Here is a 19230-nt window from a genome sequence, read left to right as displayed (position 1 = left end):
CGGGAGCTCCCGAAGCAATGGTTGAGTGCGGGTGGGCGTTCATGGGGCGACGGCTTTCAGAACAGCCGCTCGTCGCGTGAACTGCCGTGCATGGCCTTGCGCTGCTCGAGCACGGTCTCGAACCGCGTGCGTTGAGCGGGCGTGAGCACGGCGCGGATCTTTTCGTTCTCGGCCGCGTGGATCTTGCGCAGCTCCTGCTGCAGCGCAGCCACGACAGGCTCCTGCTTGGCGATGGCGCTGCTGTCGCGGGCGATGTGCGCGCGGCGCAAGACGCGGCTCTCGCGGTTGAAGTCGCCACGCTTGGCGGCGAATTCGAGGCGGTAAGTCTTCTCGATGGCCATGACCGCATGCGCCTGGTCCCGGCTCAGGCCCAGCGCGGTCTCCAGCGATTCATCGGCCAGGGCCGGTTGGGCCAATGCCAGCGTCGCGACGACGGTGGCATACACCACTTGGGCCCAGGAAGAACGGGCGGGCTTCATGCGGCCTCCCGAACGGCAGCGGAGTCAGCCACATCGGCGGGATAGGCCGCGGCCTTCATCGCATCGGCCAGCGCCTCGTAGGCCATGCGCCAGGCATCGCGGGCGGCCGGCGTCAGCGCCGCGCCCAGGCCTTGTTCCAGGGTCCAGACCAGGGCCGTGCCGACGCTGTCGTAGTGCTGCGGCTGCACGCCGTAGCCGACGTGGCGCCGCGCCAGCTGTCGGGCCGTGGGCAACACGGCGCCCAGGTCGTGCAGGCTGCGCACCACCGTGTCCAGCGTGCTCATCAGCATGGCGCCCTGGGCGTGGATGTCGCGCTTGAACAGCGGCCGGGTGTCTGGCGCCAGCTCGAACAGGCGGCCGTAGAAAAGATCCGCTGCGGCGGCCTGGATCGGCAGCACCTGCTGCCAGGTGGATTTCACGAGCTGGATCTGCTGGGGGGTCATGGCGACTTGCATCGAACGGCTCCGCGAGGGGGGTGAAGGTGAAGCCAGTGTTCCGACGCAGCCGGGAAAGCACCTTCAGGCGGACTTAAAAATGATTAAGCGTGAGCCGGCAGCAGCTCCTAAACTGCCCGCCGCCATGTCGAACACCACACCGCTGCCCGAGGGCCTGCGCTTTGGCCGTTTCGAGCTTCGGCCGCACGAGCACCGCCTGCTGGCCGACGGGCACCCCGTGCCGCTGGGCGGCCGCGCTTTCGACCTGTTGCTGGCCCTCGTGCAACGCCCAGGGCAACTGATCACCCGCAACGAGCTGATCGAGCAGGTCTGGCCGAGTCGCGTGGTCGAAGAGAACAACCTGACCGTGCAGGTCAACGCCTTGCGCAAGGTGCTGGGCAGCGACTGGCTGGTGACCGTGCCGGGGCGCGGCTACCGCTTTGTCGCGCCGCATGCGCCGACCGGGCCTGCCGCCGCGGCCGTGGCGGAGGCAGTGCCTTCCCGGCCGCGCACCAACCTGCCCACGCTGCAGCCGCTGCTGATCGGCCGCAGCGACGACCTGGCGGCATTGGGCACCTTGATCGACCAGCACCGGCTGGTCACGGTGGTGGGGGCCGGCGGCATGGGCAAGACGCGCCTGGTGCAGGCCCTGATGCAGATGCGAGCAAACGCCTATCCGCAAGGCGTGTGCTGGGTCGAGCTGGGCAACGTCACCACGCCCGAAGCCTTGCCGCTGGCCGTGGCGGCGGCGCTGGGCCTGCAGTCGGCGCCCGGCGACGCGCTGGCCCACCTGGCGCGGTCGGTGGTCGGGCTGCAGATGCTCATTGCGCTGGACAACGCCGAGCACCTGCTCGACGACGTGGCCCGCCTGGCGCAGGCCCTGCTGGACGCGGAACCGGGGCTGCGCCTGGTGGCCACCAGCCAGGCGCCGCTGCGGCTGGCGCCCGAACGCGTGTTCCGTCTGGGCCCGCTGGCGATTCCGCAAGGCACGCTGCCCGCGCAGCAGGCCCAGGCCTTCGGCGCCGTGGCCCTGTTCTGCGAGCGCGCAGCGGCGGCCGACCACCGCTTCGTGCTGGACGATGCCGAGGTGCCCGCCGTGATCGAGCTGTGCCAGCACCTGGACGGCGTGGCGCTGGCCATCGAGCTGGCCGCGGCGCGGGCGCCCGCACTGGGCATGGCGCAGCTGCTGCATTCACTCACCGATCGCCTGCAAGTCTTCAACACCAACCGCAACCGCCTGGCGCCGGCACGACAGCAAAGCCTGCGCGCGGCGCTGGCCTGGAGCGTGGGCCTGCTGGCACCGTTCGAGCAGCAGCTGTTTCGGCGGCTCGCCGTGGTCGCCGGCAGCGCTTCGTTGAGCCTGGTGCAGCACGTGGGCACCGGGGCGGATGGCGACCCGTCCGCTGATCCGTGGGCCATCGTCGACGCGCTGGACCAGCTGATCCAGCGCTCGCTGGTCGAAGTGGTGCATGCCGAAGGACGCAGCCCGTCGCGCTATCGGCTGCTCGAGTCGCCGCGTGCCTTGGCGCTCGAGCAACTGGCCGCCGCGGGTGAAGAAGGCGACCTGCACTTGCGCTTCGCACAAGGCGTGCTGGCCGAGTTGGGTGCTGCCCGTGCGGCCTTGCATGCCGGCAAGCTCGGCGTACAGGATCGGCGGCGCCAGGGCGAGCTGGAGATGGACAACGCCCGCGCCGCGCTGGCCCACGTGAACCGGGCCGGGATGCCGGCCCTGGAACTGGCATTGGCCAGCGCGATGATGCCGGCCGCCTTGAATGGCGAGCGCCTGGCCCTGGCGGACCGCTGCGAGCACCTGATCGCGGCCAGCGGTGAAGCCGGCGAGCCGCTGGACTCCGTCACGCTGTACGAGGCCTGGCGCGAGATCAGCGTGTCCTTGGCCAACATGCGGCCCCACCGCAGCCTGGTGGCGGCGCAGCACGCGCTGGCGCTGGCGCGCACGCTGGATGCCACCCGGCCTGACCGCTACGCGCTATACGACGCGCTGTGCGCCGCCGGCCAGATGCTCGTTGACGACGATGCGGCGGCGGCCGAGCGGCTGGTGCAGGAAGCGCGCACGCTCGAGGACCCGAACTGGCCGCCGGTGCGGCTGCTGCCAGGCCTGCGCGTGCAGGCGAGCATCGCGACCGCGCGCGGCGAAGTGCAGGAGGCGCTGCGCCTGTACCGCCGCCTGCTCGACGTGGGCCACGCCGCCGGCGACTCCGGCCTGACAACGCAGTTGAACATCGCCAACGCCGAGCTGAGTTCCGGCGACGCCGCGGCGGCAGTGGCCAGCGGCACGCGGCTGGTGGCGCTGATACGCAGCATGCGCAACGAGAACCTGATGGTCTTCGCGCGCGTCAACCTGGCCGCGGCGCATTTGATGCTTCACCAGACGCAGCCCGCGCGGCTGCTGCTGCAGGAGGCCTTGCCGGCCGCAATGCGTGTTCCGCTGCACGCCTGGTGCGTCGGCTATCTGGCTCAACTGGCCGCGCTGGAAGGCCGCCACGAAGCCGCGGCGCGGCTCGTCGGGGCCACCACGGCGCGCTACGAAGCGGCGGACGAGCAGCGGCAGGTCAACGAGCAGCGTGCGCACGAGCACACGCTCGAGCTGTTGCGCACGGTGTGGGATGCGGCGGCGCTGGAGGCGCTGATGGAGCAGGGGAGATCGTTGGCGGATGGGGAGGTGGCGGAACTTGGGTTGGGGGCTGTGCAGCGGCCGTAATCGGGAGACTGCCGCCATGGACAGCAGGGCCGGCGCAGTGCCGGCCACATTGAGGTCATCGGCTTAGTTCGAAGGCGGAAGCGGATCGATCAGCGTCGACACAATCGGCACGTACAGGGTATGGCGGACGAAACGATCCTCCCAGAAACGAACACAACGGTGGGAAGGTGGCAATTCCGGTGGGCCCGGAAGACCGGCGGTCAGCGCGGCCCGGCAAACTGCTGCATTGAATCTCGCCGCGTCTCTCATGCGAGCGCCGAGCTTGGCCGATTCAGGCAAGTCGATGAGCTTCTCGAACCTCCTTTTCGCGGCCGTGAGATCTTTGGCGATGACGCGAGCATAGGCGGCAAGGAACTCCATGTGGTGTCGGTCCGATTCATCCAGGATTTCGCATAGAACGTTCAGTTCCTCGATTGTGGCCTTGAGTCGAGCGGCATCGGCACTCTTCGCATGAATGTACCCAAGATCGATCAGAGCCTGTGATTGATGCCAGAAAAGGTGGGCATTGGCGGCTAAGCGGAGACTCTCGTTGTGGTACTGGATCGCTGCACCGTAGTCTGGCTCCATCGGCGAAGTCCATTCTGCCAAGCGCTGCCGCATACCGCCGCAGACGTTGAGGCTCGCGCACAGGCCATCCAACTGCCCAAGGTCGCGGCGAAAGGTGACCACTTCCTCCATGTCACTGATTGCCAGGGAGAGCTCTTCAGGACTCCCGCAGGCAGACCACTTGCGGCGCGCGTCTTCGTGGAGCCTGGTGCCCTTGGCGGAAAGGCTGCCTCCATCCAGTGCAGCCTCAAACGCTGAGTACATCGCGCGATGCGTGCGTGCCTGCTGCCGGCCAAAAACGGCGATGTCCGCAGCAAGCTCGGCGGCGAGCGCCGGAGCGTCACACGCTTTGGCCTGCACGTAGAGATTTGCCAAAGAATCACCCAGGGCACTCGCAGACATGTGGCTCGTGTGGAAGCGGGCCTGCGTCGCGAGGAACCTTGCTCGCAAGAGTAGCGCGGGCTCAAGGAGGCCGGAGTCGGCAGCGGCTTCGGCGATCTCCAACGCCTCCCGGCGCTTGCGCCGTTCTCCGGTTGGCATCAGTGCCTGTGCGAGGTATACCTGCGCGCAGGTTTGCTGGGCAGGTGACAGCGCAAGGTCGTCATCATGGCCGCGCAGCGGGCCTTCGACGTTTTGGAGGAGACCGCGCAACAGGTTCTCTGCCTCATGGAACAACGATAGCTGAAGCAGCAGCAGCGCAGTAGCGAGTGACCGCTGCCACAGACATGTCGCGCCCCATTCCAACTTTTTGCTGCCCCAGCTCTTGTCGTCGTACGGTTCGCCCGACAGGTCAGCAAGCAGCTTGGCCGGGCTGCGAGTCCGAACGATAGTTGATGTATTGACGACGTTGCGGTCCGCTTTGCGACGCATGATTGGACGTGGCGCGACCTTCAGATCGATGGCTTCTCGTCCCGAGAGCACCGTCGTGCTCTCGGCATTCTCGTCATAAGCGATCCACACCAATGCCTTCGGCGAGTCGGTGTCGAACAACCAGCGGCAAACATCGAAGTCGTCCATGCCGGAGTAACCGACGACGACGAGTGGTCGCGACCGACGCAGACAGTGAAGAAAATTGCGCCGTGGAATGGACTCCATGTTGCTGGAGATCGTGCCAAGCGTGGCGATACAAAACGATCCATCGAGACTTGCGACGTCCTGAGGGCATCCATTCACAACGCGCTGAACCGTCCCATGGATCTTGTAAAGTCCACCATCGCCTGGCTCAGGCAGAAACTGCTCATCAGTGCACGCCACCGGGAGGTCCCGCGGGCAGGCCCATGAGCGCTCGATGAGCCCGTCGAAGTTTGTCGTCACAATGGCATGTGATTCGGCGAGCCGCGCCAGAGCACGATGTTCGCTGGTCGGCGTGCCGAGCCGGTATGTGTCGAGGACTCGTAACGCCGGGTCGAATCTAGACCATACGTCTAGAATGCCTTCGAAGCGAAGCGATACCGAGGCATCGGGCTTGAGATGCTCAGAGACCCGTGAGCGATACTGGGGCAGGACCAAATCCTGCAGAAACGTCTCGTTGAAGGAGTGGCCCGTAGGCAGGCCAGACCGGAAGGAGATTCCCGAACCACACAGGATGGCATATGGCTCCGACTTCCGGAGTCGCTCAAGTAGCGCTGGCCACGTATCGACGGCAAGAGCGTCTTCACTTAGCTCGATACCTAGGCTCGTGCCTGGACATGGAGATTGATGCTTCACGCCGTCTCCGTGTCCGGCGCGACTCCTGGCATTTCGATCTCCACTCCGGCGACCCTTCCCAAGCCCGGCCTTCGGGACACGGGCGTATCGGCGGCCAGGTCAACTACTTTGGTCCGAAGCTCGGGTTGCGCAATCAAGCGCTCGTCGGAGGTCAGGAGTTCCTGACACACGTCGAGTTCCTTGTCGGTGTAGGTGAGAAAGTAGGCCCTGCGGAACGTACCCCCCGGGTTCCTCACAAAGAACTCGATGGCAGCATTCAACAATGGTCTGACCCGGTCTTCAAGAACGGCGCCCTTCCGCGACCGTGTGGCCATGAGCGGGAAGAGGATCGACGAATTGTCCCCCAATCTAGTGTCTTCCACTGGCGCCTTGAGTGCGTTCACGATACAGCGAGACACCTGGTCGATTGGTATGTAGCCCTGGCCTACCTGGCCGTAGTTGGCAGCCGCATGAAAGATCAGCTTGACGCGATGCGTACTCTCCATCGCGCCGGAAGTCGTTGTTAGCACGGTGGCAGGATCGACCGTCGTTCTGCCATTCATCTTGGCTGCCAGCGCTAAAGCGATCGTATCGGTCCTGACTTGCCCGTTGTCCAGATCCTTCTCGGCCCCCAGATAACGAATGATGCCGGAAATCGAGTTTTCGAACGGCCGCGCCATTTGCATGTTCGTGTTCTCGGGATTCACCCAGACGTCGATTCCCGTCACGTTCTGAATGTCTCCTGTGACCAGGCCGACGCGAATGTCCTCCCTATCCTTCAGGCACCACTCGAGGATCACGGTGCTGTCGACAGGATTGCCTTCCGGTTCGATGTTCAGATCCAGCACTGAATGAACCGGGCTGTCGTTGCGCCGCTGCAGGAGGCCATTGCGAATGATTTCGCGAATACGGCTCTTGGCCTGCTCAATGCTCGCGAACCTGTCCTGATCGTATTCGATGACTTGTAGGCCTTGAATATTGAACGGTATCACCGTTCCCTTCCGGCGAATCAACACCGTTACGCCCTTTGCCAGCGCGTGCCGGATGCCGAGCTCGTAGTAGACGTTGGCATTCGACGTCGTGATGTCCACAACAACGATGTCGTCCTGATAGATGTGCTCAAACATCTTCTCGTGGATTGAGCCAGCTTCCTCGATCTCGTCGCATCGGATGCACTCAATGCCGAGGTCCTCGATCGCCCTCTTGAAGAAGAATCGATAGATGTCGTCAAAGTCGATTTCTTTGCCGTCCGGATCCTTCTTTTCGCCGAACGGCATTACGACGAAACACCTGCGCTTGCGTTCCAAGTACTTCATTGGATCCTCCTGTGCCGCGCTCTGGCTTGGAGGGACGGTGACTCAGCTATGCGTTGTACCCAGAAACGTCAACTCTGGGCGCCCTCATTCCACAGCCATGTCGAGTCTGCGCCGTTCGTTCGAGCCGGCGCATCCCCAGTCTTGTGGACACTCAGAACGTAGTCAAGTCAGTAAGGCCGAAGCGATGAAAAATCAGGCCTTCCTGAAGGTCCTGCCGGCCACCTCACCGGGCTTGACGGCCGCGGAGATCGGCGAGCGCGTGCTGCCCCATCTGCCGCAGGCGCTGTTTCCGCAAGGCGCCAAGGCCGGTTGGTGGAAGAAGGGCGTGCAGCTCGATCTGGAGGCCAAAGGTCTCATCACGCCGGAGAAGACCAAGCCGTTGTGCTGGCACCTGCTGCGATGAGCGGCGCGCCTGCCGGCTGAGCCCGCTTGGCCCGCGCCCGCTGATCACTCGATAGCCAGGCGGCCCAGGATCCGCGGCGTGCCGTCCGACGCCGCCTCCAGCGACAATCCCTCGCCCGACGCCGTGCTGCCTCCGGCGAGCGCAGACAGCACGAACTGGTGCGACACCCACACCTCGAACCGCCTATGTCGCGCCGTGGCCGCCACGAGCGCGCGCCGCAGCCCGTCCGAGCTGGCGTCACTCGCCGCCTCGGCAGCGGCCCGCGGCGACCCGAGCGTCGCCCACGGTGTCGCCGCGGCCACGATCATCAGGACACGTCGACGCATCGTTTCCACTCCCCCGCGGCACCCCGCTCACCGTTCCGACATCACCACCATCACCTGCGCGTCGGCCTTGCCGAGCGACACGTAGGCATGCCCCACGCCACTGTCGAAATACGCCGACTCCTGGCGCCCGAGCTCGATCACGTCGCCGGTCTCGAAGTGAATGCGCACGCGCCCTGAGAGGACCATGACGAACTCCTGACCCGGATGGCGGACGAAGTCGGGGAACTGCGCGAGATCGCGCGCCACGATGATGCCGTGCAGCGGCGTCATGCGCTTGCCCGGAAACTCGGTGGCCAGCATGCGGTAGTCGTAGTGCTCGCTCTCGTAGCTGGGCGCCGTGTCCAGCGTCGAACGCACGACCACCGGCTGCCCCGCTTGAGCAACCCAATGAAATAACCTACAAAGGGCTCGGCATGGGGCCCCATGCCGATGGCTTCCGCTTGCCCCCGAATCGCGAGCCACAGGCGCGTTCATCGGCCCAGGCCGTGTCCCAACGCCCGCCAACCGCCATTCGTCGCCATTGGCGTGATGTTCCCTGAGAGGCGTCGCACCATGACGCCGTCAATCTCGCTGGAGGGCCATCAGCATGAGACGGCGCCAACTGGTTCAGGTGGCGGGGGCTTGCGCACTGCTCGGCCTTGCAACGCGCTGGTCGAGCGCCGCGCCACTGACGCCTTTGCGCAAGGTGCGACTGGGCGTGCTGACTCGCACGCGGCCCGAGCTTCCGACGATGGCGCGGTGGTGGCTGCGTGCCCTCGCGCTGCTGCAACAGCGCGGCTGGACGGTAGGTGACAACCTGTCGCTCGAGGTCAGGGTGGGCGCTGACGCTGCCGCATTGCGCCGCGCCGCGGAAGAGCTCATCGCGGCCCCTGTCGATGTGCTGTATGCCGATGGCAACAGCGCCGCATTGCAGGCCGTGAAGGCGACCAGCGCACTGCCGATCGTGATGCAAGGGGCCGGCATCGTCGAGTTGGGCATGGCCCAGTCGCTGGCTCGGCCCGGTGGACACGTCACCGGGATCGATCTCCTGGCGTACGACTCGTGCGGCAAGGGTCTGAGCCATCTGCGCGCGCTCAGGCCAGGCCTCACCCACATCGGGTTGCCTCTGACCCGCGGGCTGTTGCTGGGCGAGGCCTGGTATCAAAGCTGGGCCAGAGTCGCTGCGCCGATCGGCATCGAGGTCACTGCGCTGCCCCGCGTGCTGCGTTCCGAGGACATCGGCGCGATGCTGGCTGCGGCGCGGCAGGAACACATTCAGGCGCTGGTCGTGCCGAACCTGCCGTTCCTCATTCCGACCGACTGGTCACGAATACAGGCCTGGGCAGTGGCCCAGCGTGCCGTCACCCTGGGCGCGATCAGTGACAGCGGCGCGACGATGCTGGCATTCGGCCCCAGCATGACGGAAGTCGTCGGCATGGCCGTGCATCAACTCGACCAAGTCCTGCGCGGCGTGCGACCGGCCGAGATCCCGATCATGCGGCCGACCCGTTTCGACCTGGTCCTGAACCGGCGCCTGGCCAACCAGGCGGGGTGGCGGATGCCCGATGAACTCCTGCTGCAGGCGACGGAGGTCGTTGCGGATGGGAGTGTCTGAACGCTCACATCGTGTTGCAGCGGGTGTCGCAAGGCCGCTTAAGCTGCCCCGGTGTTTGGATCGCGCAAAGCCATCGTCTTCGACCCCTACCGCGGCCGGCGCCGTCGCAGCGTGCCGGCCTGGCTGCTGCTGTTGATGCTGGGCATCGCGCTCGGCATCGCCGCCGTGGTCACGGTGCAGCACAAGCTGCTGCCGCCGCGGCTGAGCGCCGCCGACTCGCATGCACTGCGCGAGTCGTTCACGAAGGCTGACGCCGAACGTGAGCGGCTGCTGCACGAGCGCGACAGCTTGCAGCAGCAACTCGACAAGACGAACGCCGAGGCGCGCAAACGCGACACGGCGCTGGGCGCTGCGCAGGGCGCTGCCGAACGCGCGCGCGCCGATCTGGCGGCGCTGCTGGCGACCTTGCCGCCCGACCCGCGGGCCGCGCAGAATGCCGTCGAAGTGCGCATCGGCCGCTTCACGGCGCGCCGCGGCAGCCTGGACTACGAGGTCGTGCTGACGCGGCGCAAGGCCGCGAAGCCGCTGGCCGGCGTGATGCAGATCGTCGTCGCCGGGGCATCGGCCGGCGGCAAGCCGACGACGCTGACGATGGAGCCGGTGATCCTGTCGGTCGAAGGCCACGAGATCGTCAGCGGCTCGATGCGCCTGCCCGACGACTTCACGCCGCGCCAGACGACGGTGCAGGTGCTCGACCGGCCGGCGGGGCGTTCGCTGGGCAGGCGGGTGCTGAACGTGGAGGGTCCCAGCGCCTGACGTCGGCCCGACCGGCGCGTCAGCCGGCGCGTTGCAGCACCGTCCAGGTTTCCAGGTTCAGCTCGTCGACGATCAAGCCGCCGGCGAAGCTGAGCAGCCGGGTGCGCTTGAGTTCGATGCGGTCGCCCGCCGTCAGCTCGACGCCGGCAATACCGTCGGCGGGGCAGATGAAGGTCAGCGCCGACTCGTCGATCAGCCGCGTGCCGGCCACCACGCGCCGCAGCACCACCTGCTCGGCCGCAGCGAAGCGCCGGGCATCCTCGCAAAGGTGCGCCAGCACCGCGTCACGGCCCTCGATCAGCAGGCCGCGCGCCGGCGCCCGCCAGCAAACCGCGGCGTCGTAGAGCGCAGCGGCCGTCTGGGGCCAGTCCGCGGGCCGCTGCAGCCACTGCAGGGCCAGCGAGAGGGGATCGGTCGCAGCGTGATCTTCCATCGGCGGCCGTCGGCCAGGAGTCGAGGCTGCCAGTATCGGCAGCGCAGCCGGCCGCCTCATCGCCCGAAAGAGCCATGCCCGTCGGCTGACGTGCCGCTGGGCGCTTCAGTTTGTGTCGCGCCGCCACAGCGCTGCCGCCTGGACCCGGTTGTCGCAGTCGAGCTTGTCGAGGATGTTGGCGAGATGGCGCTTGACGGTGTGCGCGCTCAGCGAGAGCTGCCGCGCCAGCAGCTTGTTGGACAGGCCCTGCGCCACCAGCTCGAGCACTTCGCGCTCGCGTTCGGTCAGCCGTAACCCCGGCGGGCCCAGCGGCGCCGGCTCGGCCCGAGGGGTCGTGTCGGCGGCCGTGTGCGCGGCTGCCGCGCGCCAACCGGCCAGCGTCTGCTGCAGCCCCGCCACCTGGGCGGCGTGGGGCGCCTTGGCCGGGCACAGCGCCAGCAGGCTGTCGACCAGCGGAGCGGGTTCCAGCAGCAAGCGGCCGGGCGTGCCATCGCGAGCGATCTCCTGCAGCACGGGCGCCACCGTGGCCCAGGCGAGGGCCGGATCGTGGCGCCGCAGGTGGACGCCGGCGAGCGCCACCCGGGGGTCGGCATAAAACGCCGGCGCCGGGTAGCGGGCGTGGTGCGCGACCGCTGTCTCCAGTGCGTCCTGCGCAGCGTCCAGCGCACCGGCCAGCAGGGCGGCCTGGCCGCGAACGCTGTCCACCGCGCCCGCGGTCAGCGGCCATTCGCGGTGGCGCAGCGGCCCTTCGAGCCAGGCGGCCTGGGCCGCCAGCCCGGGGCCATCCTGCGCCATCCACAGCGTGCGGGCCAGCACGCTGCGGTAGGGCCGCTGCCACACGCGGCGCAGGCCTTCGGCATCGCTGGACGCCAGGTCCGCCAGCAGGGCCTCGAGGACCTGGCGTGCGGCGTCGAATTCGCCGGTCGCCGCCAGCAGCAGCGCCTGCAGGTGGGTGGCGTCGAGCAGCACGTAGCGCACCTTGCCGAAGCGATGCTGGATCTCCTCGGCACGCCGCAGCGCCTGCGTGGCACCGCCGCGGCGCGCCTGCCACAGGGCAGCCCAGGCACCGAGCACCACGGGCGTCGAATGCCAGGGCATCGCGGCCGGCTTGGGCACCGAGTCGCACAGCGCCGCAAACTGCAGGTAGGCCTCGGTCACGCCGGGCAGGCCGCCGAAGTGGCAGTTGAGGGTGGGCGCCACCTGCGGTGCATAACGCGCCGGGTCCTCGGCCACCAGCGCGTTCATCGTCGCCAGGTGCTTGCCGACCTGCCCGCTGTGGCCGAGCGAAAAATCGCTCCACGCCCGCTGCAGATGGAACTGCGCCGCGTCGCTGGCAGGCAGGTCCAGGCGCAAGGTGCGCTCGGTCAGCGCCGCGCGTTCTTCCAGGTGGCCCAGCGCGCCGAGCGTGGCAGCCAACAGCAGCTGGGCCCGCAGCTGGCCGGGCAGGTCGCCCGACTGCTCCAGGCCAACGGCTGCCGGTGCCGCATGCAGCAGCACCTGCTCCCAGTCCCAGCGCGACCAGGCGCATTCGGTGCGCAGCAAGGCCAGCCGCGGATCGGCCGCCACGACGTCGGCCGGCAGCCGTTCGACCCAGCGCTCCAGCGTTGCATACGCCCCTTCGCTGGCCAGGCGCAGCCCATGGTGCACGATCAGGTCGGCCGCTGCGATCCAGCGCCCGGCATCCAGCCAGTGGCTGATCGCGCGCTCCGGCAGCTCTTCGGCCGCCGCAGCGCGCTCGTGCAGCAGGCGCACATGGGCCGCCGGCTTGCGCGCCAGTTGCGCCAGCAGGAAGTCGCGAAACAGGTCATGGAAGCGCAGCACCGGCTGGCTGTCTTCGACCACGCTCAGGAACAAGTGGCGGCGCAGCAGGGCGTCGAGCGCGTCGCGGCTGTCGCTGCGCAGCGTCACGGCCTGGCAGCGGGCCGGGTTCAGCTCGGGCAGCACGGCACAGTCGACCGCGAAGTCGCGCAAGTCCGGCGGCAGCTCATCGAGGACCTCCTGGGCCAGAAAGTCGAACAGGGCCCGCCGCGGCGTCTCGTGCTGCAGGGCTGGCCGCACGATGCCCGTGCCGGTGCTGGAGGCCAGCATCAGATTCACGCCGACCGCCCAGCCACCGGTGCGCGCCAGCGTGTCGCGCACGACCTCGAGCGCCGGCGCGCTGCCCCAGCGGTGCTGTGCCAACGCGATGACGGTGGGTTCGTCGAAGCGCAGCGGGCTGGCGTCGATCTCGCCCAGCTCACCGTGGGCGCGCAGCCGGGCCAGCGGCAGGGCCGGCTCGGTGCGTGAGCCCAGCACCAGCGCCACGTGCTCGGGCAGGCGCTCGATCAACGAATCGAGCAGGCTGACGGCGTTCGGGTCGGTGATGCGGTGCAGGTCGTCGAGCAGCCAGACCACGCGCTGGGCCGGCACGGTGCACAGCGCGTTGACGATGCCGGCCAGCACGGCGCGCGCCTCGGGGCCGCTGCCCGTGACGTTGGCCACCAGCGCGCGCGGGTCCATCTCCCAGGCCATGTCGAGCGGCAGCAGCGACTGCACCAGCGTCGCCAGCAGCCGGGCCGGGTTGTTGTCGCTGTCGTCCAGCGCCACCCAGACCGCCAGTTCGCCCGGCGCATCCGCTGCGGCGAGCTGCACCATCAAGGTGGTCTTGCCCGAGCCCGCCGGCGCGCATATCAAGGTCACCGGCGTGTCCAGCGTGAGCTGGCGCAGGTGGGCCAGCAGGGCATCGCGGCGCACGAAATCACGCCGCGGTCGCGGCACCCGGAACTTGGTCAGCGCGACACCCGTTGGCATTGGCAGGGCGGCTGGCTCGGTTGTCACGGGCGGGGTTCTCGGGGTGCTGATGAAGCCGAAATTCTAGGGGGGCCGCGAGAGCCCAGCCCGTGCGGCCGGCGTCGGCGAGGCGCCCTCTGCAGCCCGAGAATACGGCCAGACGCACACCGCGGAGGCTTCTTGAGCGCCACCCCTTCGATCGCTGAAGCGTTGAAATTCTGGATCGACCTTTCGCTCGAGCACAACGCACCGCTGCCTGTGGCCAAGCAGAAGAAAAAGCGCGTTTCGCGCGGCACGGCCTAGCAGGGCGGCTCGAAGGCGGCGCGAGCCGCGCGCACCTCGTCCCTGATCACGCAAGCCTCCGCATGATCGTTCAGCAGGCCTATGGCTTGCATGAAGGCGAAGACGGTGGTGGGCCCGACGAACTTCCATCCGCGCGCCTTCAACGCCTTGGACAGCGCAATGGACTGCGCCGACGTCGAGGCCGTCTGCGGCACACCCTCGTTGTTCGGCGACTCGTAGCGCCACACGAAGGCAGCCAGCGACCGTTCGGCCTGGATCAACTCCAGCGCGCGTTGAGCGTTGTCGTCATGGCTTGACCCTACTGCTCGCGAAACCCGACGGCGGCTGAACGTTCCTGCACAGCAGCCTGAGCATCTTTTCGATGTTGCGTGCGCCCGCGAGCGCCTACCGTCGGGGCCTTCATTGACCCGGACCTTTTCATGACCCGCTTCGAACTCATCAGCAACCTGCTGTGCCCGTACACCCAACGCGCCGCCATTCAGCTCACCGAGAAGGGCCTGCCGTACGAGCGCACCTACATCGACTTGGCAGCCAAGCCGGCCTGGTTCGTTCAGCTGTCCCCGCTCGGCAAGGTGCCCGTCCTCCGGGTCGGCGACGAGGCGCTCTTCGAGACTGCTGTGATCTGCGAGTACATCGAAGACGTCGTGCCCGCGACCCCGATGTGGTCGTCGGGTCCGCTGGAACGGGCACGCGAGCGCGCCTGGGCAGAGTTCGCCTCAGCCGTCATCGCCGATGTGTTCGGTTTCTACACGGCGCCGGACGCCGCTGCCTTCGATCGCAAGTGCGCGGATCTGGCCGGACGGTTTCGGCGGTTGGAACAGCACCTCGGCGCCGGTCCGTATTTCTGCGGCACTCGCTTCGGCCTGGTCGACGCGGCATTCGCCCCTGTCTTCAGGCTCTTCGACACATTCGATGACATCGGGGACTTCGGCATCTTCGCCGGCCTCGGCGCGGTGCCGTCGTACCGTCGCGCGCTGGCCGAGCGCCCCTCGGTTCGCCATGCCGTGGTGCCGAACTACGGGCATGTCTTCAGGCGGTACCTTCTCGAGCACGGGTCTCACCTCTCACGCGTGCTGAGCAGCCTGGTCCCTCTCGCTACTGCCGTAGCCGGTCAGAAGGCCTGACGCCTTCTTGATCTCGGCGGCAAGCGCGGCGCTTGCCGCCCGCACACGGGGAATGCTTGCGGTGTCTGCGTGCATGAGCAACCAGAGCGGCTGAGAGAGCTCGGAAATGGGCTCACCCACCTGGTCCACACCTGCAAGGGACTGCCCAACAAAGCAAGGCAGAACGCCAAAGCCGATCCCCGACTTGACCGCCTGCGCTGCTCCGAGCAGCGTGTTGGCCCGAAATCGTACGGCGCTCTCGGGGACATTCCGAGCGAGCCAGACACCAGGACCGCTGCAGGCGAGGCTGGCGTCGAATCCGATCCACGGCGCGCCAGGGAGAGCTTGTCTGTCTCGAGGCAACAGCTGACGCGAGGCATACACAGCCATCGCGACCGCGCCCACCTGGCGCCCACGCAGCGATTCCGCTGGCTTGCTGGTCACGCGCAACGCGATGTCGGCAGTTCGCCGTGCCAGCGGCAGGACATCATTGGAGACCAAGAGATCGATCTGCAGTTGTGGGTGAGTGCTGCACAGTGTCCGCAGGACATTCGGCAGGAGGTACTCCGACACAGCGTCGGGCGCCGTCAGCCGGACAGTGCCGACGTTCCCTTCATCGCGTCCACCGATGTGGCGCTCGAGTGCGGCAATGTCATCACGCAGCCGCAATGCAAGCTCTCTCACCTCTTCACCTGCGGTGGTAGGCCGCAAGCCAATGGGCATGCGCTCAAAGAGACGCGTGCCAAGCCTGCGCTCCATCCGCTGCAGCCGCCGCGACAGCGTCGGATGGCTGATGTGGAGCGAGATCGCCGCCCCTGAGAGAGTGCCGCTTTCAGCAATGGCCAGGGCGATGCGCAAGTCGTCCCAGTCCAGACCAGTTGATGCGGGTGCAGGCGTCATGGACGCAATCATGCCTGGGTCGCGACAGGAGCCCATCAGGCCAGGCAGTCGATGATAGGGCCCGAGCGACCGCCGATCTGGAGGCGAAAGGCGTCATCACGCGGGAGACGACCAAGCCGTTGCGCTGGCATCTGCGATGAGCGGCGCTCCCGCCGACGGAGCCCGCTTGGCCTGCGCCCGCTGTGGTCACTCGATCGCCAGGCGGCCCAGGATCCGCGGCGTGCCGTCCGATGCGGCGTCCAGCAGCAGCCCCTCGCCCGACGCCGTGGCGCCACCGACGAGCGCCGACAGCACGAACTGGTGCGACACCCAGACCTCGAAGCGGCCGCGCCGCGCCGTCGCTGCGACGAGCGCGCGCCGCAATCCGTCCCCGCTGGCGTCACTCGCCGCATCGGCAGCGGCACGCGGCGACCCGAGCGCCGCCCACGGGTCGGCGCGGCCGAACGCGAGGCGCGCGGTGTCGAGGCAGCGGCACCACGGGCTCGATCGCACCGCCGCCGGCACGAGGCCGCGGCGGCGGAACCACTCGCCGATGCGCTGCGCCTGCGCGCGCCCCTGATCATTGAGGTTGCGCTGGGTGCTGCAGTCGTCGAGGCGGAAGCCGGGTGGATCGTAGGTTCCCGGTGCCAGCGCGTGGCGGAACGCCATGACGGCGCCGCCGGCCGCCAGCCGCGCGGCGATGTCGTCCTCGGTGGTGGCGCGGGCGGGCCAGGGTGTGGCCGCGGCCACGATCATCAGTGCACGTCGACGCATCGCATCCACTCCCCGCGGCAGCCCGCTCAGGGTTCCGACATGCCGCAGGTGTAAACCAGCGGCGCCAGTTCGCACCCCCGTGAAAGCCACAAGTGAGGCAGCTTTCACGACCTCCTCCGGTGTTCATGATTTGTGCGGTCAGAAATGATCATGAAACATCAAACGGCACCGATAAATGATCGTCTTCGGTAGTTTGCTGTCTGACGAAGCGAGTGTTTCAACCGGGGTGGCTGGGCAGACTTAGGCCCGTTCATTACCTTCCGCTGAGAGTGCACACCATGAAGTTGTCGAATTTGAAGGTCGGAACGAGGCTCGGCGCGGGCTTTGCGATCGTGTTGGCCATGACCTTGGCCCTGGCGTCTGTCGGGATCTGGCAGATGGGTCAGATGAAGACCGCGTTCGAGTACATCTCGCTCAACACGCTGCCATCGCTCGACACGGTGGCCGACGTCGGCCGCGGCCTGGAAACGATGCGTCGGGCTGAGTTGCGCCACCTGGTGGAGCGGACACCGCAGAGCAAGCTCGAACAGGAGTCCTTGTTCGAGCGGGGCCTGGAAACCTACAACAAGGCCAGTGAGCGCTACGTCAAGACCCTGCTCACCGACGAACGTGACAAGACCAACATGGCCGTGCTGGCGGCCAAATTTCGCGCCTATCTGGAAACGCACCGCAGGTTGATCGAGCTTTCCAACGCGGCGGCCGGTGACCCGCTCCAGCAGGAGGCGGCGTCCGCGTACTTGCTGGGCGCAAGCCTGAGGGCCCTCGATGAAGTGCACGATGCGCTGCGGGTTGTCGACCGATACAACTACGAGATTGCGGAAGGCGCCAAACAGACGGCAGGACAGTCCTATTCGACGGCTTGGCACGCGATGCTCGCCGCGGCCACGTTGGCCGTCGTGGTGGGTGTCGCGTTGGCGTGGGCCATCACGCGCAGCCTGGTGCGGCAACTGGGCACTGAACCGGCAACGGCTGCTGCGCTGGCTCAAAGCGTTGCCGACGGAGACCTCAGCGTCAGCATCGATCTGCGTCCCGGCGACACGACCAGCCTGATGGTGTCGCTGAGTAGCATGCGCGATAGCTTGTCGCGCGTCGTCTCGGGCGTGCGAGAGAACGCCGAAGGCGTGGCCACCGCATCGGCCCAGATCGCTCAAGGCAACAACGATCTGTCCAGCCGCACCGAAGAGCAGGCATCCGCGCTCGAGGAGACCGCTGCGTCCATGGAGCAACTGGGCTCGACCGTCAGACAGAACGCCGACAACGCCAGACAGGCCAACCAACTGGCATTGAGCGCTTCGGCGATCGCTACTCAGGGCGGCGAAGTCGTTACCCAGGTCGTCGATACGATGAAGGGCATCAACGAGAGCAGCAAGAAGATTGCCGACATCATCGGCGTGATCGACGGCATCGCCTTCCAGACCAATATCCTGGCGCTCAACGCGGCCGTGGAAGCGGCTCGTGCCGGCGAACAGGGTCGCGGCTTCGCGGTCGTGGCCGGCGAGGTGCGTAACCTCGCGCAGCGCAGCGCCGAAGCCGCCAAGGAGATCAAGAGCCTGATCACCGCCAGCGTCGAGCGCGTCGAGCACGGCACTGTCCTGGTCGACCAGGCGGGCATGACGATGACCGAGATCGTGACGTCGATCAGGCGCGTGACCGACATCATGGGCGAAATCAGTGCGGCCAACACGGAGCAGAGCGCTGGCGTGGCACAGGTCGGCGAGGCCGTCAGCCAGATGGACCAGACCACGCAGCAGAACGCGGCACTTGTCGAAGAAGGCGCGGCGGCGGCCGAGAGTTTGAAGCAGCAGGCGCAGCAACTCGTGCAGGCGGTTGCGGTGTTCAAGCTCGTGCAGGCCACCCACGCTGATCCAGCGAGGAACGTGGTGCGCACGGCTGTCGGCAAGGCCAGATCAGCCGTGCCGCATGCTGCCGCGCTGGCGACGACGCAGCCGGCATCCATGTCGACTGCCGCGCGCAATGGGACCGACGAGTGGGCGCGCTTCTAGTCCAATCTAACGACGCATCGCATTCACGCAGGCAGCACCCCGCTCACCGTTCCGACATCACCACCATCACCTGCGCGTCGGCCTTGCCGAGCGACACGTAGGCATGCCCCACGCCACTGTCGAAATACGCCGACTCCTGGCGTCCGAGCTCGATCACGTCGCCAGTCTCGAAGTGAATGCGCACGCGCCCTGAGAGGACCATGACGAACTCCTGACCCGGGTGGCGGACGAAGTCGGGGAACTGCGCGAGATCGCGCGCGACGATGATGCCGTGCAGCGGCGTCATGCGCTTGCCCGGAAACTCGGTGGCGAGCATGCGGTAGTCGTAGTGCTCGCTCTCGTAGCTGGGCGCCGTGTCCAGCGTCGAGCGCACGACTACCGGCTGCCCGGCACCCGGCACCGCGCCGGCGCGCGGGTCGAACAGGGCCCCGGTGTCGACGGCCAGCGCCCGCGCCACGGCGGCCAGCTTCTCGTAGCTGACGCTGATCTGCCCCAGCTCGATCTTCGACAGCGTCGACAAGGCCACGCCCGATCGCGCGGCCAGCGCCTTCAGCGTCAGGTCCTGCGTCTTGCGGATGGCGCGCAGCCGCTCGCCCATGCGCACGCGGTCGAGCGCGGCGGGCGCCTGGCCGCGGCCGCGGCCGCGGCGGCCGGATGCAGAAACACTCATCGCTTGTCCCCGATATACAAACACGATTCTCGCATGC

Annotated in this window: 19 protein-coding genes; 7 read left to right on the top strand and 12 right to left on the bottom strand. The window is 67.4% G+C overall.

What is annotated here, in order from left to right; translation table 11 throughout:
- Positions 1-56: 56 nt before the first annotated feature.
- Together HLB44_RS00555 and HLB44_RS00550 are read right to left on the bottom strand one after the other, a co-directional pair.
- Positions 57-479 carry a Spy/CpxP family protein refolding chaperone gene (locus HLB44_RS00555; RefSeq protein WP_173119533.1) on the bottom strand — a complete coding sequence of 141 codons (423 nt, stop codon included), beginning with the start codon at positions 477-479 and terminating at the stop codon, positions 57-59.
- Positions 476-934 (bottom strand): globin family protein, encoded by a 459-nt coding sequence (locus tag HLB44_RS00550; protein WP_246311998.1) that lies wholly within the window; start codon positions 932-934, stop codon positions 476-478. Before HLB44_RS00550 ends, HLB44_RS00555 begins: the two co-directional genes overlap by 4 nt.
- A gap of 124 nt (positions 935-1058) precedes the next feature.
- On the opposite strand from HLB44_RS00550, the gene HLB44_RS00545 reads away from it, so the two are divergent.
- Entirely contained in the window at positions 1059-3632 is a 2574-nt protein-coding gene (locus tag HLB44_RS00545) for an ATP-binding protein (protein WP_173119531.1), read from the top strand.
- Positions 3633-3695: 63 nt separating this feature from the next.
- Here HLB44_RS00545 and HLB44_RS00540 read toward each other — a convergent pair whose 3' ends face one another.
- Both HLB44_RS00540 and HLB44_RS00535 read right to left on the bottom strand, forming a co-directional pair.
- Complete coding sequence (locus HLB44_RS00540) at positions 3696-5885, bottom strand: SIR2 family protein (RefSeq protein ID WP_173119529.1); 2190 nt, start codon at positions 5883-5885, stop codon at positions 3696-3698.
- Entirely contained in the window at positions 5882-7180 is a 1299-nt protein-coding gene (locus HLB44_RS00535; RefSeq protein ID WP_173119527.1) for a macro domain-containing protein, read from the bottom strand. The genes HLB44_RS00540 and HLB44_RS00535 overlap by 4 nt, the downstream gene beginning before the upstream one ends.
- A 97-nt stretch (positions 7181-7277) precedes the next feature.
- Here HLB44_RS00535 and HLB44_RS00530 point away from each other — a divergent pair, with 97 nt between their 5' ends.
- Entirely contained in the window at positions 7278-7583 is a 306-nt protein-coding gene (locus tag HLB44_RS00530; protein ID WP_173119525.1) for a DUF6958 family protein, read from the top strand.
- A 44-nt stretch (positions 7584-7627) separates the two neighbouring features.
- Here the strand turns inward: HLB44_RS00530 and HLB44_RS00525 are convergent, their stop codons facing one another.
- Both HLB44_RS00525 and HLB44_RS36930 read right to left on the bottom strand, forming a co-directional pair.
- On the bottom strand, positions 7628-7909 hold the full coding sequence (locus HLB44_RS00525; RefSeq protein WP_173119523.1) for a hypothetical protein: 282 nt from the start codon (positions 7907-7909) through the stop codon (positions 7628-7630).
- A gap of 27 nt (positions 7910-7936) precedes the next feature.
- Positions 7937-8272 carry a cupin domain-containing protein gene (locus tag HLB44_RS36930; RefSeq protein ID WP_343051185.1) on the bottom strand — a complete coding sequence of 112 codons (336 nt, stop codon included), beginning with the start codon at positions 8270-8272 and terminating at the stop codon, positions 7937-7939.
- Positions 8273-8495: 223 nt separating this feature from the next.
- On the opposite strand from HLB44_RS36930, the gene HLB44_RS00515 reads away from it, so the two are divergent.
- Together HLB44_RS00515 and HLB44_RS00510 are read left to right on the top strand one after the other, a co-directional pair.
- A complete protein-coding gene (locus tag HLB44_RS00515; protein WP_173119519.1) occupies positions 8496-9503 on the top strand; it encodes an ABC transporter substrate binding protein in 1008 nt (335 codons plus the stop codon).
- 51 nt (positions 9504-9554) lie between these two features.
- The gene (locus HLB44_RS00510; RefSeq protein ID WP_173119516.1) at positions 9555-10259 is read left to right on the top strand and encodes a hypothetical protein; all 705 of its coding nucleotides are present in this window, start codon (positions 9555-9557) and stop codon (positions 10257-10259) included.
- A gap of 19 nt (positions 10260-10278) precedes the next feature.
- Here HLB44_RS00510 and HLB44_RS00505 read toward each other — a convergent pair whose 3' ends face one another.
- Both HLB44_RS00505 and HLB44_RS00500 read right to left on the bottom strand, forming a co-directional pair.
- On the bottom strand, positions 10279-10692 hold the full coding sequence (locus HLB44_RS00505; RefSeq protein ID WP_173119514.1) for a hypothetical protein: 414 nt from the start codon (positions 10690-10692) through the stop codon (positions 10279-10281).
- A 105-nt stretch (positions 10693-10797) separates the two neighbouring features.
- Entirely contained in the window at positions 10798-13482 is a 2685-nt protein-coding gene (locus HLB44_RS00500) for a winged helix-turn-helix domain-containing protein (RefSeq protein WP_173119512.1), read from the bottom strand.
- A 159-nt stretch (positions 13483-13641) separates the two neighbouring features.
- Here HLB44_RS00500 and HLB44_RS37700 point away from each other — a divergent pair, with 159 nt between their 5' ends.
- On the top strand, positions 13642-13764 hold the full coding sequence (locus tag HLB44_RS37700; protein WP_281375071.1) for a hypothetical protein: 123 nt from the start codon (positions 13642-13644) through the stop codon (positions 13762-13764).
- Here the strand turns inward: HLB44_RS37700 and HLB44_RS38310 are convergent.
- Entirely contained in the window at positions 13761-14231 is a 471-nt protein-coding gene (locus HLB44_RS38310) for a DNA-3-methyladenine glycosylase I (RefSeq protein WP_425500754.1), read from the bottom strand. The two genes, HLB44_RS37700 and HLB44_RS38310, sit on opposite strands and share 4 nt — an antisense overlap.
- Between HLB44_RS38310 and HLB44_RS00490 the strand changes: the two genes are divergently transcribed.
- Positions 14184-14888 (top strand): glutathione S-transferase family protein, encoded by a 705-nt coding sequence (locus tag HLB44_RS00490; RefSeq protein ID WP_173119510.1) that lies wholly within the window; start codon positions 14184-14186, stop codon positions 14886-14888. The two genes, HLB44_RS38310 and HLB44_RS00490, sit on opposite strands and share 48 nt — an antisense overlap.
- Here the strand turns inward: HLB44_RS00490 and HLB44_RS00485 are convergent.
- Both HLB44_RS00485 and HLB44_RS00480 read right to left on the bottom strand, forming a co-directional pair.
- A complete protein-coding gene (locus tag HLB44_RS00485) occupies positions 14829-15767 on the bottom strand; it encodes a LysR family transcriptional regulator (RefSeq protein WP_246311997.1) in 939 nt (312 codons plus the stop codon). The two genes, HLB44_RS00490 and HLB44_RS00485, sit on opposite strands and share 60 nt — an antisense overlap.
- Positions 15768-15953: 186 nt before the next feature.
- Entirely contained in the window at positions 15954-16520 is a 567-nt protein-coding gene (locus HLB44_RS00480; protein ID WP_173119506.1) for a histidine phosphatase family protein, read from the bottom strand.
- 278 nt (positions 16521-16798) lie between these two features.
- Between HLB44_RS00480 and HLB44_RS37695 the strand changes: the two genes are divergently transcribed.
- Positions 16799-18523, top strand: a complete 1725-nt coding sequence (locus HLB44_RS37695; RefSeq protein WP_173119504.1) for a methyl-accepting chemotaxis protein — start codon at positions 16799-16801, stop codon at positions 18521-18523.
- 43 nt (positions 18524-18566) lie between these two features.
- Here HLB44_RS37695 and HLB44_RS00470 read toward each other — a convergent pair whose 3' ends face one another.
- On the bottom strand, positions 18567-19193 hold the full coding sequence (locus HLB44_RS00470) for a helix-turn-helix domain-containing protein (RefSeq protein ID WP_173119502.1): 627 nt from the start codon (positions 19191-19193) through the stop codon (positions 18567-18569).
- Between the last annotated feature and the right edge of the window lie 37 nt (positions 19194-19230).

This window comes from Pseudaquabacterium terrae (assembly GCF_013266755.1).
Lineage (GTDB): Bacteria > Pseudomonadota > Gammaproteobacteria > Burkholderiales > Burkholderiaceae_C > Pseudaquabacterium > Pseudaquabacterium terrae.
Note: the sequence above shows the minus strand (reverse complement) of the source record. Positions and strands in the feature narration are given on the sequence as shown.

Bases quoted from the DNA above. Each gene is read 5' to 3' on its own strand.
- HLB44_RS00550 (WP_246311998.1), bottom strand. From the start codon at position 934: ATGCAAGTCGCCATGACCCCCCAGCAGATCCAGCTCGTGAAATCCACC.
- HLB44_RS00525 (WP_173119523.1), bottom strand. From the start codon at position 7,909: ATGCGTCGACGTGTCCTGATGATCGTGGCCGCGGCGACACCGTGGGCG.
- HLB44_RS00485 (WP_246311997.1), bottom strand. From the start codon at position 15,767: ATGACGCCTGCACCCGCATCAACTGGTCTGGACTGGGACGACTTGCGC.
- HLB44_RS37695 (WP_173119504.1), top strand. From the start codon at position 16,799: ATGAAGTTGTCGAATTTGAAGGTCGGAACGAGGCTCGGCGCGGGCTTT.
- HLB44_RS00490 (WP_173119510.1), top strand. From the start codon at position 14,184: ATGACCCGCTTCGAACTCATCAGCAACCTGCTGTGCCCGTACACCCAA.
- HLB44_RS00515 (WP_173119519.1), top strand. From the start codon at position 8,496: ATGAGACGGCGCCAACTGGTTCAGGTGGCGGGGGCTTGCGCACTGCTC.
- HLB44_RS00470 (WP_173119502.1), bottom strand. From the start codon at position 19,193: ATGAGTGTTTCTGCATCCGGCCGCCGCGGCCGCGGCCGCGGCCAGGCG.
- HLB44_RS00545 (WP_173119531.1), top strand. From the start codon at position 1,059: ATGTCGAACACCACACCGCTGCCCGAGGGCCTGCGCTTTGGCCGTTTC.
- HLB44_RS00530 (WP_173119525.1), top strand. From the start codon at position 7,278: ATGTCGAGTCTGCGCCGTTCGTTCGAGCCGGCGCATCCCCAGTCTTGT.
- HLB44_RS00500 (WP_173119512.1), bottom strand. From the start codon at position 13,482: ATGCCAACGGGTGTCGCGCTGACCAAGTTCCGGGTGCCGCGACCGCGG.
- HLB44_RS00535 (WP_173119527.1), bottom strand. From the start codon at position 7,180: ATGAAGTACTTGGAACGCAAGCGCAGGTGTTTCGTCGTAATGCCGTTC.
- HLB44_RS00505 (WP_173119514.1), bottom strand. From the start codon at position 10,692: ATGGAAGATCACGCTGCGACCGATCCCCTCTCGCTGGCCCTGCAGTGG.
- HLB44_RS00555 (WP_173119533.1), bottom strand. From the start codon at position 479: ATGAAGCCCGCCCGTTCTTCCTGGGCCCAAGTGGTGTATGCCACCGTC.
- HLB44_RS00480 (WP_173119506.1), bottom strand. From the start codon at position 16,520: ATGCGTCGACGTGCACTGATGATCGTGGCCGCGGCCACACCCTGGCCC.